Origin of the sequence: Photorhabdus akhurstii (genome assembly GCF_019090985.1) — a bacterium.
Classification (GTDB): Bacteria; Pseudomonadota; Gammaproteobacteria; order Enterobacterales; family Enterobacteriaceae; genus Photorhabdus; species Photorhabdus akhurstii.
Genome location: NZ_CP020335.1, coordinates 2440816 through 2453149, shown reverse-complemented (window position 1 = coordinate 2453149; position 12334 = coordinate 2440816). Strand labels below are relative to the sequence as shown.

General features: G+C 41.4%; 10 protein-coding genes. 4 read left to right on the top strand and 6 right to left on the bottom strand.

Features of this window, described 5'->3' with window-relative positions:
* Window positions 1–346: 346 nt before the first annotated feature.
* Window positions 347–1084 carry a cyclase family protein gene (locus B0X70_RS10720; protein ID WP_036778606.1) on the top strand — a complete coding sequence of 246 codons (738 nt, stop codon included), beginning with the start codon at window positions 347–349 and terminating at the stop codon, window positions 1082–1084.
* Window positions 1085–1312: 228 nt separating this feature from the next.
* Window positions 1313–3043 (top strand): arginine--tRNA ligase, encoded by a 1731-nt coding sequence (argS, locus tag B0X70_RS10715; RefSeq protein ID WP_217471482.1) that lies wholly within the window; start codon window positions 1313–1315, stop codon window positions 3041–3043.
* Window positions 3044–3121: 78 nt separating this feature from the next.
* Here the strand turns inward: argS and B0X70_RS10710 are convergent, their stop codons facing one another.
* The 4 genes from B0X70_RS10710 to rimJ all read right to left on the bottom strand — a co-directional run bounded on the left by B0X70_RS10710 (window position 3122) and on the right by rimJ (window position 8587).
* Window positions 3122–3889, bottom strand: coding sequence for a thioesterase II family protein (locus B0X70_RS10710; RefSeq protein ID WP_105398795.1), 768 nt, complete (start codon window positions 3887–3889; stop codon window positions 3122–3124).
* Window positions 3890–4860: 971 nt separating this feature from the next.
* Window positions 4861–6399, bottom strand: coding sequence for a murein biosynthesis integral membrane protein MurJ (murJ, locus tag B0X70_RS10705; protein WP_217471481.1), 1539 nt, complete (start codon window positions 6397–6399; stop codon window positions 4861–4863).
* 777 nt (window positions 6400–7176) lie between these two features.
* Window positions 7177–7611, bottom strand: coding sequence for a DUF29 domain-containing protein (locus B0X70_RS10700; protein WP_217471480.1), 435 nt, complete (start codon window positions 7609–7611; stop codon window positions 7177–7179).
* Window positions 7612–8002: 391 nt separating this feature from the next.
* Complete coding sequence (gene rimJ, locus B0X70_RS10695; RefSeq protein ID WP_036778615.1) at window positions 8003–8587, bottom strand: ribosomal protein S5-alanine N-acetyltransferase; 585 nt, start codon at window positions 8585–8587, stop codon at window positions 8003–8005.
* Between the two features lie 313 nt (window positions 8588–8900).
* Between rimJ and mdtH the strand changes: the two genes are divergently transcribed.
* Together mdtH and B0X70_RS10685 are read left to right on the top strand one after the other, a co-directional pair.
* Entirely contained in the window at window positions 8901–10106 is a 1206-nt protein-coding gene (gene mdtH / locus B0X70_RS10690; RefSeq protein WP_217471479.1) for a multidrug efflux MFS transporter MdtH, read from the top strand.
* Window positions 10107–10143: 37 nt separating this feature from the next.
* Complete coding sequence (locus B0X70_RS10685) at window positions 10144–10707, top strand: lipoprotein (protein WP_217471478.1); 564 nt, start codon at window positions 10144–10146, stop codon at window positions 10705–10707.
* A 65-nt stretch (window positions 10708–10772) separates the two neighbouring features.
* Here B0X70_RS10685 and B0X70_RS10680 read toward each other — a convergent pair whose 3' ends face one another.
* Entirely contained in the window at window positions 10773–11312 is a 540-nt protein-coding gene (locus B0X70_RS10680) for a TorD/DmsD family molecular chaperone (protein ID WP_036814250.1), read from the bottom strand.
* A 72-nt stretch (window positions 11313–11384) separates the two neighbouring features.
* Window positions 11385–12326, bottom strand: a complete 942-nt coding sequence (gene ghrA / locus B0X70_RS10675) for a glyoxylate/hydroxypyruvate reductase GhrA (RefSeq protein WP_036814249.1) — start codon at window positions 12324–12326, stop codon at window positions 11385–11387.
* Between the last annotated feature and the right edge of the window lie 8 nt (window positions 12327–12334).

Here is a 12334-nt window from a genome sequence, read left to right as displayed (position 1 = left end):
CAAAAACATATAATATATATTTTTTTATTATATTTGATTTTGAATTTTAACTAATGTAAAAATCAAATATATTATTTCTTGTTATTTCTTTATAATTCTGCGTTTATAAGAAACATAACCTGATGTGCTCGTACCTGACAAATCTAACACAAACCTCGGTAGTCAGAAACGCCGAGTCCTGCCGCCTTTAAATCTATTATGCTTTTACGTCGTATGTTCATTACTGGAACAATAAAAGTGAATAAAATATGAGGAACATCACTATTTACGGCAACAAATCTTACAGCATTAATCATGTAATAGTGGTAAAAATAACATCAATAAATTATCAAAAATGAGGTTTTTTATGTCAAATAGCATTTTACAAGCGCTCACTTTATTGAAGTCAAAAAAATGGGTCGACTTGACGCATAGCTTCGATAAAGATTCTCCACATTTTTTTATGCTTGACTCCGCAGAATTTAAAACACTTTTTGATTACAAAGATGGCTTTTTTGTTCAGAAATTTTCTTTTCCCGGCCAATATGGGACTCACATTGATGCTCCCTGCCACTTTGTTCCTAATACCCGTTATGTTGATGAACTGGAATTAAAAGAATTGGTTTTACCTCTAATCGTGCTTGATCAATCAGAAAGAGCAAAACAGGACCCTAACTTTTCACTTTCCAAAGAAGATATTCTTAAATTTGAAGAAGAATATGGCGTTATTGAGGCAGGTACTTTCGTTGCGCTCAGAACGGATTGGAGTAAACGCTGGCCATCCCAGGAAAAAATGGACAATAAAGATGATTCGGGCAATAACCAAATACCTGGGTGGGGAGTAGATGCCCTTAAATTTTTATTTGAGGAGCGTCATGTTAAAGCCATTGGACATGAAACATTTGATACCGACGCAGCTAAAGACTTTAGAAAGAATAATGCCTTGTTGGGCGAAGATTATGTCTTAAAGCAAGATACTTATCAGATAGAACTGTTGGCTAACTTAGACCAAGTACCTGTACGTGGCGCAGTCATTTTTAATATCGTAGCCAAACCTAAAAAAGCCTCTGGTTTTCCTGTTCGTTCGTTTGCCATACTTCCATGACCGTTCCTTCTCTTATGCCGTATATTTATTACGGCATTATAGTCACGATCATAATTTTTCGAGGAAACGCGTTTTTTCTCTTCGCAACTTGGCACAAAGCAACAGTAAAGTGGTATGTCATGTGTTGAATATGGTATAAAACCCGCCGTTTTTTCTTATGAACCATTTTGCAAAGGATATTGTTTGCTACAATATACCTATTTCTTGTTCGTCATTTAAGGTAACCAGGTGAATATTCAGGCGATTCTTTCAGAAAAAGTCAGCCAGGCGCTGATTGCAGCAGGTGCTCCAGCCGACAGCGAAGCTCACATCCGCCAATCCGCGAAAGCGCAGTTTGGCGATTATCAGGCCAATGGAGTGATGGCCGCCGCGAAAAAAGTGGGTATGCCCCCCCGACAACTGGCAGAAAAAGTTGTTAGCCTGCTAGATCTGCAAGGTATAGCCAGTAAAGTTGAAATCGCCGGCCCCGGCTTTATCAATATCTTCCTTGATCAAGCGTGGATTGCAGCGAATATCGAAACTGCCCTGAAAGATGAGAAACTGGGCGTTACTCCAGCCGAATCACAAACTATTGTTGTCGATTATTCCGCCCCCAATGTAGCGAAACAGATGCACGTTGGTCATCTACGCTCCACTATTATTGGTGATGCTGCCGTCCGTACACTTGAATTCCTCGGTCATAAGGTTATCCGCGCCAACCATGTGGGTGACTGGGGAACCCAGTTTGGTATGCTGATTGCCTATCTGGAAAAAGTGCAAAATGAAAATGCCAGCGATATGGCATTATCCGATCTGGAAGCTTTCTATCGCGAAGCGAAAAAGAATTACGATGAAGACGAAGAGTTTGCCATCCGCGCCCGTGGCTATGTGGTGAAACTGCAAGGCGGTGATGAATATTGCCGTACCATGTGGCGCAAGCTAGTGGATATCACGATGGCCCAAAATCAACAAACCTATGATCGTCTGAATGTCACGCTGACTAAAGATTCTGTCATGGGTGAAAGTCTGTACAACGATCTACTGCCCGGTATTGTCGCTGATCTGAAACAGCAAGGGCTGGCAGTGGAAAGCGATGGCGCAACCGTGGTTTACCTTGATGAGTATAAAAACAAAGAAGGTGAACCGATGGGCGTTATTATCCAAAAGAAAGATGGGGGTTATCTTTACACCACAACAGATATCGCCTGCGCGAAATACCGTCATGAAACCTTGCACGCTGACCGTGTGCTTTATTACATCGATTCCCGTCAACATCAACATTTGACGCAAGCCTGGACCATCGTTCGTAAAGCTGGTTATGTGCCAGAATCCGTGTCGCTGGAACACCATATGTTCGGCATGATGTTAGGTAAAGATGGCAAGCCATTTAAAACTCGCGCCGGCGGCACGGTCAGATTGACCGATCTATTGGACGAAGCCATTGAACGCGCCAATACCCTGATCCGTGAAAAGAACCCGGATATGCCAGAAGATGAACTGAAAAAAGTGGTCGAAGCTGTAGGTATCGGCGCCGTGAAATATGCCGATCTCTCCAAGAGCCGAACCACAGATTACATCTTCGATTGGGATAATATGCTCGCTTTTGAAGGCAATACCGCACCTTATATGCAATATGCTTACACCCGTGTTGCCTCCATCTTCAAGCGCGCCGAAATTGATGAAAGCAGTCTGACATTACCCGTCATCCTAAATGAAGAGCGTGAACAAGCATTAGCCACCCGTTTGTTACAATTTGAAGAAACCATCACCACCGTTGCCCGTGAAGGTACGCCACATGTTATGTGTGCTTACCTGTACGATCTGGCCGGTCTGTTCTCTAGCTTCTATGAACACTGCCAGATCCTCAATGCTGAAAGTGAAGAGTTGCGTCAAAGCCGCCTGAAACTGGCGCTCCTGACCGCGAAAACATTGAAACAAGGTCTGAATACTTTGGGCATTGAGACGGTAGAACGGATGTAACCGGATAATCGCTGTTTTCTGAAAATTGGCGTGATCGGGCATATATATTTTGCCTTATCACGCCGGTTAGGCTTTGACCTATAACACAGCAGTACGTTCCCGCTTGGTGCTCAACTCAATTCTTGCATGGATGATATCTGCAACCACTTTTGGGATATGCTGGATAAAGAAATGATCAGAATCCACAAGGTGAATATCAATCCCGCCACAAGTATAATTTTCCCACGCCAATATATCCTCTTTTGACATCGTTTTATCCTGTAGCCCATAAATCAAAATGAGTTCTGATACACTTTGCTTTGACAGCAAGTAACGTTTCATATGGTAATTGAGCGAGAAATCATTACGAATAACAGGAAAGAACACCGCCTTAAAATCTTCATCATTGATGATCTCATCATGTGTTCCACCGTATTTTACCAATAGCTCACTCAATTGAGTATCGGATAAATTAAACGGATCTTCTTTAAAACTGGTAATATGTGGCGCCGCTTCCGCAGAAATAAATACGTTTGCCGGAAACTGATTCTCATTATTTAATCGGTTAGCTAATTCATAAGCAAACAAGCCGCCGTTGCTGTGCCCAAATAAAGAGAATTGCTTACCATTAATCAGACGCTTCATTTCTTCATGTACTGCTTGCAAAATATTTTCCACATCTCGACTTAATGCTTCATCAAAACGGCTGCCGCTACCCGGTAATTGCAATGCATATACTACGATATTTTTTGCTAAACAGTTACTCAGGCTACGAAGAACTTCTGCTGAACCACCCGCATAAGGAAAACAAAATAAGATATGTTCCGTTTTATCTGATTGAATATGACTTAATTTTTCAAACCACATAAATTATTCCCTCCCAATTAAATCTGTCGAAGTTAGCCGATTAATCTATACCCGTTATCTTTCAAGTTGCCTCTTTGTTGGCTGCACTCACCCCGGTAATATAGTTCTCTATGCTCCCAGGGATTCACTCCTTGCCGTCGCGATTCATCTTGAAATCCATAAGGCATATAACTCATGAATGACCGGCTGAACACTGAACAATGCTAATTATTTACTTTTAAGATAATTCAATGCTCACTTCCGCATTATCTACCTGCTTAATTGAATCTAACCAATCCGTCAATTTTTCTGACATAAATACAGCTCCTTCTCCCCTATTCATCGTCAAATAATAACGCCTGTTTATTAATATTCATCTGCACCAGATCATGTTTTGCCAGATAATCAATAACTTCTCCATCAGACATAGTAGCCAGCAAACTGCTTAGTCCCAACATTTTTTATATTATTTGTAAAAAAATACGATCTAACACACATAATTAATTTTTCATTCATAAAGCGGATGCAAACAAAATTAAATTGTAAATTTTAGCATATTGATAATTTCAAACCGAAGAAATATAAATATTATAAAATAACTTAGCTAACAGATATAAATAATGAATAAATATAGCGATAAATTTTAGAGAAAAATTAAATCATTCACTATGATAATCATAAAAAATCAAATAATAAACCAATATATTATTGACGAAAAAAACAATCTCTATCTGGCATTTAATGCTCTTTCTTAAAATAGGAATATATTATTTTGCCGATATAACATTTTATTCCTCCATAATATTTCATAATGTCATACAGAATTATTCAATTATGATGCAGATAAAAAAACGATTAAACTTCAATTAGCATCATTTAAACTTAATTCCTAGCCGGACTGGAAATTTAATATATTTATTAGCGGATATCCCAGTAATTTCAGAAAACTCAAGCACAGCTTGATTTCATAATAATTACCGGGATATCTCAATTTATTGAAAGCCGCGGTGAGAAAAATCTTTCAGCCGAAAACCCATCGATATCAGCGCGGCAAAATAGCTGCCTGCCCCGGCGATAACCACCACCATTAATCGCAACAGGCGCATAGCCATATTTCCCTGCTCCCATGCTGGCATCAGCCACAAAGTAACCGCCAATACAGCAATCATCACTGCAATTGCTACTACAAGTTTAAATAAGAATACACCCCAACCCGCTAACGGCTTAAAAATATTTTTCTTACGTAATTGCCAGTAAAGCAGACTGGCATTGAAACAAGATGCCAAACCGATAGACAGAGCCAGCCCTGCATGTTTTAGTGGACCAACAAAGGCAAGATTCATTAGCTGAGTCAGAACCAAAGTAGCAATCGCAATTTTCACCGGGGTTTTAATATCTTGACGAGAATAAAAACCCGGCGCCAGCACCTTAACAATAATTAGCCCCATCAGTCCAAAGCAGTAAGCAATTAACGCTTTTTGGGTCATTGCAGAATCAAATGCGGTAAAATTACCGTATTGAAACAGAGAAACGATTAAAGGTTCTGCCAACATACCTAAAGCAACAGCACAAGGCAGTGCTAACAAAAAACAGAGCCTCAGCCCCCAATCCATTAATTTGGTGTACTCCTCATGATTTCCGCTGGAAAAACTTTTCGCCAGTGAAGGTAAAAGAATTGTCCCAAGCGCAACACCCAATACACCTGAAGGTAATTCCATTAAACGGTCAGCGTAATACATCCAGGAGACAGAACCGGACACCAGAAATGAGGCGAAAATCGTATTAATAATTAACGAAATCTGGCCGACTGAAACCCCAAGAATTGCGGGTCCCATCTGCCGCATAACCCGCCATACGCCGCTGTCACGGAAAGAAATACGCGGTAATACCAGCATACCAATCTTTTTTAAATGAGGAAGCTGATATAAGAGCTGCAAAATTCCTCCCACAATCACCGCCCAACCCAATGCCATCACCGGCGGATTACAATAAGGGGCAACAAATAACGCAAACACAATCATGCTGATATTAAGTAACGTCGGAGCGAAGGCAGGAACAGAAAATCGATTCCAGGTATTTAATATCGCACCTGCCAATGAGGCCAGTGATATCAGAAAAATATAAGGGAAGGTAATTCTTAACAGATTTGTTGTCAGCGTAAATTTATCGGCGGTATCGGTAAAACCGGGCGCAGTAACATAAATCACCCAAGGCGCGCTTAAAATCCCCAACACAGTAACAATGGCCAGAATTAACGTCAACATACCGGAAACATAAGCAATAAACGTCCGGGTCGCTTCATCACCTTGTTGGTTCTTATACTCTGCCAAAATAGGCACAAATGCCTGAGAAAAGGCGCCTTCGGCAAAAATACGACGCAGTAAATTAGGCAGTTTAAATGCGACAAAAAAAGCGTCCGCTGCAACACCTGCCCCAAATATGCGGGCAATAATGGCATCTCGGATAAAGCCCAAAACCCGAGAGAACATGGTCATAGAGCTAACCGCAGCCAGTGATTTCAATAAATTCATCGTATTTATCTCAAAATCATGTTAGTTGATTTCTGAACTGTCTGTATGACAGTGCAAAAATGGAAAATGGATTATACACGACTGAGATACTTGTAAACTGCCGGTACTTTTTAAGTTGCCTGTATTAGTGCAAAAAACCACCAATCCACACTATCTTAATCCAGCTTGCTAAGCTACCTATCCAACAGTGGAAGATTAGATATTAACTTTAACCTACTGACGGTTAAAACATATCGATAAAACAATAAAAAAACCTGTTTTAAGAGAAATAATATTCCTTTAAAATCAATAAATTATTATTTAACATAAAATTATGTACGGACTCAAGTTATATGAATATTTATTTTCACTCACTCTTTTTTATCTATTTTTTTCAATTAGATTGTTATTCTTATTAAATAGGCCAATTAGGATAATACCTATTTTTATGGATTAAAAAAACATTCAAATTATTTCCATAACAATTAGCCAATAATAAAATATCCAATGAATTATTTAAAGGAATAAGAATATATTTACTTCCAAAGTAACGATATTGCATTTATTACGTGAATCTACCAAGGTTAATCATTCACTTTGCTAACAAAAGCGGCGAGTATACATAAATCCACGCTTATGCACTAGAACTCATTAACTTTTATAAGCTGCCAATGTAACATCGTATTCGGCCTAGATGATGGCGACTTGCAACTAGCCTTACTACAGAAAGCTCAAATAGCCACTTCAAAAAACGCACCAACCGAAGTCAGTGCGTCAAATAAATCAACTCATTGAAGTTTAATCAGGATAGAACTCCTGGGAAAAGATCTGATTTATATTCCAGATACATTCATCCGGGAACATATCCAGTCCGGTTTCATCGACAGCGGAAGAAACAGCATCAGACCAAACTTTAGCAAACCAGTTTTCATCAGCAATTGTGCTTTTCAAGCTGGGTGTCTCTTTTATATGCAATGCCAGTGCCTTTCGCTGTTCCTTGATAATTCGTTGCCAACTTGAACCACGGTGCTCAAGCTGGAATTGCCACATCAAAAGATGGGACAACAAAACTGCCATACGACTTGCTAGTTCACGTTTTTCACTCTTACCCACATCCTCAATTTCCTCGACAATATTAACTATATCGATCTCAGAGAATTTACCTGCACGCAATAATGCTGCTTGCTCATTCGCCCAAACGACCACATCAGTTTCGTAACGGGTATAACTCATAGTTGCCTCCGTTAATATAAAGCTGCCTGTACGGCAGTGAACTATGGCAGTTTTGTTGTCCCACCTTTTAAAATTTTCTAAGCTGCCTGTACGGCAGTGAACGAAATCAGTCAGCGACAGCGGTGAGTTCGAGGTTTCTAAGCTGCCTGTACGGCAGTGAACACTGTTACATATTAACTTCAACCTACTGACGATTAAAGCATATTTTAATAAAACAACGAAAAAACCCTTTTTTACAAGAGAAACAATATTCCATTAAAAATCAATAAATTAAAATCAGCCCTTAAAAAAGGGTCAAAAATAAGGTACGGGGAAGGCTAACTTTCAACGATGGTTTAATTCATCATTACTAATTTAATTTACTTTATTTGGTGACAGTACAGCTTAATAATCAACTTTTTCCACTCCATTTGTCATCTGTCAATGCGGTTAATACGTGATCTTGCCAAACTCCATTAATCATCAGGTATTTCTTGGCATAACCTTCACGTTCAAAACCCAATCGTTCCAACAATTTCCCACTACGATGATTATCCGGCATATAATTAGCCATAATCCGATGCATCCCTTGTTGACGTTGCATATAACGGATAGCTGGTTGTAAAGCTTCGTACATCATCCCTTTTCCCTGCCACTTTTCACCAAGCGAATATCCCAAATAACAGGCATGAAAAGCCCCACGCAGAATATTACTGAAATTGGCAACACCAATAACTTCATTTTCATTTGGATCAAGTAGCAGAAAATGAAAAGCCGCACTCTGTCTTTGCATTTCTATGATTAAATTCAATCGGTTTATCCAGCCAGAAGGCTGGCAATGGCTTCTATCTCTGGTCGGCTCCCAAGGTTTAAGAAATTCGTGATTTTCTGAATAGTACTCAGCCAAACGATAAGCATCCCGCTCGTACACCAAACGCACCACCATTCGTTCCGTGATCAGACGAACTTTCGGTAAAGTGGAACTATAACCAAACATTATTTCTCCCTAACTATACCCGTCATCTTTCAAGTTGCCTCTTTGTTGGCTGCACTCACTCACCCCGGTCACATAGTTTCCTATGCTCCCAGGGATTCGTTCCCTTGCCGTCGCGAAGCATCTTGAAATCCATAGGGTATATATTAATTTATCCGTTAAAAATTTAAGCTATTTATCTGTAAAAAACAGCTTCCAACCATTACTTTACGATAAAAAAATATTATCCATAACTCACTATCCTAATGATCGAATTAAGTACAAAATATAAAGCAACTATATGGTCCTCCCTATTTTACTACTCCAATGGTGAGCAATGTCACTGGTTTCACAAGCACGTAGCCTGGGTAAGTACTTCCTGTTATTCGATAACTTGCTGGTCGTTCTGGGTTTCTTCGTCGTATTTCCTTTAATATCAATACATTTTGTTGAGCAACTGGGCTGGGCCGCGCTAGTCGTCGGTTTTGCGCTTGGTTTACGCCAGTTTGTACAACAAGGTTTAGGCATTTTCGGCGGCGCAATTGCAGACCGTTTCGGCGCGAAGCCGATGATCGTTACCGGCATGCTATTACGCGCTCTTGGTTTTGCTTTAATCGCCTTAGCCACCGAACCGTGGATACTGTGGCTTGCCTGCATATTATCCGCACTGGGGGGGACCTTATTTGATCCTCCCCGGACCGCGCTGGTCATCAAACTGACTCGACCGCACGAGCGTGGCCGTTTCTTCTCGCTGCTGTTGATGCAGGACAGCGCTGGCGCGGTTATCGGCGCACTGATTGGTAGCTGGCTGTTGCAATACGATTTCCAACTTGTCTGTTGGACAGGTGCCGGTGTTTTCGTTCTGGCAGCCATCTGGAATGCATTATTCCTCCCTGCCTATCGAATTTCGACTACCCGCACGCCCATCTGGGAAGGGATGCAGCGCGTTATTAAAGATCGCCGCTTCTTCACTTATGTCTTAACGTTGACCGGCTACTTTATGCTGTCTGTCCAAGTAATGCTGATGCTTCCGATTATTGTCAATGAAATCGCCGGAACACCTGCTGCGGTAAAATGGATGTACGCGATTGAAGCAACCCTATCGCTCACTTTACTGTATCCGCTCGCCCGCTGGAGTGAAAAACGATTCCGGCTAGAACAGCGTCTAATGGCAGGGCTTTTCCTGATGAGCCTGAGTATGTTTCCAGTCGGTTTGATTGGTGAAATAAATACCTTGTTTGGCCTTATTTGCCTGTTCTATCTCGGTACCGTCACCGCCGAACCTGCCCGTGAAACATTAAGTGCGTCACTGGCTGATCCGCGCGCGCGTGGCAGTTATATGGGATTTAGCCGTCTTGGATTGGCTCTGGGCGGCGCTTTGGGTTATACCGGCGGTGGTTGGTTATATGATACCGGTCATGCTCTGCATATGCCGCAATTGCCCTGGTTCCTGCTTGGGATTATTGGCTTGATAACGCTGTATGCCCTGCATCGTCAATTCAACCAACGTAAAATTGAATCTGCCATGCTGAGTGGCAATTAATGAGGTAAAATCTGCCCTCCAAAATAAAGGAGTCGATATGAGAAAATTTTTCTTGGGGGCAGTATTGCTGCTAGCGGGGCTAATCAGTGGTTGCGATCAGTTTAAAAGTGTCAGCATCAGCGAAGAGCTAATTAATGGTTATCTGGCAAAACATGTCCATTACCAGAAACAGATTGAATTACACGGTATTGCTAACGCAGATATTGAATTAACAGAACTATCCAGCCAAATTGGCCGGACAGAACCTGACAAAATAGCGTTAACCGGCCGCGCAAACGTAAATATTACCTCCCTGCTTGGCCTGGCAAAAGCCGATATGAAACTCACCCTGAAAGCACAACCTGTTTTCGAACAGGAAAAAGGAGCTATTTTTCTGAAAGCATTAGAAATCGTTGATTACCAAATCACACCGGAAAAAATGGAAAAACCGATTGACGCATTAGTTCCTTACCTGAATAAATCACTCAGCGCTTTCTTTGATACTCACCCGGTTTATGTATTAAAACCGGATCACAGCAAAGCTGAATCCGCCGCTAAAACATTAGCAGAAAGGTTAGAAATAAAACCCGGCAAATTAGTTATTACGCTGACCGATAAATAACTTTCATCGAGATATAGCAAAAAGGCAAATAATTCGAAATTATTTGCCTTTTTATCATTTTAAAATTAAGAATCCAGCTCTTCTCTCAACGCCTGTAACGCTTCACGAGTAATCATTGCTAATGTCCGGTAGAAACCGGTTGTGGCATGGGCCTCCACTTTCCCCAGAAATTGCCCACACCACGGCAGAAGATACTCATCAAACAGCTCAATCTGCCCCTGAACCTCATCTTCTGCTGCCTGATCCTCCAACCATGAAGCACTTAATAGCAGAGAACCAAACTGATCGACTGGCCCATCTGACAACGGCATTCCTCGTTCAATCAGAAACTGACGAATATCGTTTTCACTCTCTCCGGTATAGTCAGAACGGCGACTTGGCACACTAGCATCATCTCCATAAAACAGTGCCATATAATCAGCTTGCATTGCTGACAGATCACAATTTTGTTGCAAACGATCCAACAACGCATCTTGCTCCAATGGCCATGATTGCTTCAATTTACCTTCGACAACCATCGTCAGAAGTGGTTTCAGAACCGGGTCTTGCGGTTGACGATTAAATAAAGTCCCTAAAATACGGCAGACTATTGAAAATTCATTCATCTCAGTTTCCAAATAAATAGCAATTTTGCCATTATTGTCTCTAATAGACGCCCCTACTGTAAAGAGACGTTATTAATATCCTAGTTCTATGTCCACAACACCGGTTGGTAATTCTCCCTTTTCAATTCGCCGAATATTTTCACTAATCGTATCCATAGCAATATTGGGAATAGTGATAGCCGAAATATGTGGCGTTACCGTTATACGAGGATGAGTCCAGAACGGGTGCATCTCTGGTAGTGGTTCCTCAACAAACACATCCAATGCAGCCCCGGCGATATAACCTTTATCAATCGCCACCAACAGATCATGTTCTACTAAATGGGCGCCTCGTGCGATATTAATCAGATATGACTTTGGTTTTAGTTGGCTAAACAGCGATAAATTCAGAATACCACGGGTTTTTGGTGTATCGGGCAGCAAATTGATAAGCGCCTTACTCCCGGAAAGAAAATCGCCTAATTGATCCTCACCGTGAAAACTAACTATATTATTAACCTGTTTTGGAGTACGGCTCCAGCAACGTACAGTAAAGCCAAGCTCAACTAACGTCTCCGCAACAGTGCGTCCCAGAACACCGGCGCCCAACACGCCCACGACAAAATCCTTGCGATCATGGGGTACGAGTTGTTTCCACATCCTCTGCCCTTGTTGCAACTTATACTCATCCATGCGCCGCAAATAATGTAAAACCATTGCTACCGCATACTCCTGCATTTGCCGCCCCATCCCCGCATCTTCAAGCCGCATCAGTGGCACGCCGGCGGGCAACATCCCTGGTCTTTGTTGCTCCTGTTTCAAAATGGCCTCGACTCCTGCACCTAAAGTAAAAATCCCCTTCAATTCGGAGCGATTAGCCAACATCTCATAGGGAGGCGCCCAAACCATTGCATAATCTGCATGCTTATTATCGCCGCGTTTCCATTGACGGACATTGATATTGGGCAGTCGTTGCTGCATACCTTGAATCCACTGAGCAGCATCAAAAAAGGGGTGGTAAAAGATAATATCCACGATTATTT

What these genes read in the sequence shown, in the direction of transcription:
- B0X70_RS10720 (WP_036778606.1), top strand. Translation starts at nt 347, where the DNA reads ATGTCAAATAGCATTTTACAAGCGCTCACTTTATTGAAGTCAAAAAAA.
- B0X70_RS10710 (WP_105398795.1), bottom strand. Translation starts at nt 3,889, where the DNA reads ATGTGGTTTGAAAAATTAAGTCATATTCAATCAGATAAAACGGAACAT.
- murJ (WP_217471481.1), bottom strand. Translation starts at nt 6,399, where the DNA reads ATGAATTTATTGAAATCACTGGCTGCGGTTAGCTCTATGACCATGTTC.
- B0X70_RS10700 (WP_217471480.1), bottom strand. Translation starts at nt 7,611, where the DNA reads ATGAGTTATACCCGTTACGAAACTGATGTGGTCGTTTGGGCGAATGAG.
- rimJ (WP_036778615.1), bottom strand. Translation starts at nt 8,587, where the DNA reads ATGTTTGGTTATAGTTCCACTTTACCGAAAGTTCGTCTGATCACGGAA.
- mdtH (WP_217471479.1), top strand. Translation starts at nt 8,901, where the DNA reads ATGTCACTGGTTTCACAAGCACGTAGCCTGGGTAAGTACTTCCTGTTA.
- B0X70_RS10685 (WP_217471478.1), top strand. Translation starts at nt 10,144, where the DNA reads ATGAGAAAATTTTTCTTGGGGGCAGTATTGCTGCTAGCGGGGCTAATC.
- B0X70_RS10680 (WP_036814250.1), bottom strand. Translation starts at nt 11,312, where the DNA reads ATGAATGAATTTTCAATAGTCTGCCGTATTTTAGGGACTTTATTTAAT.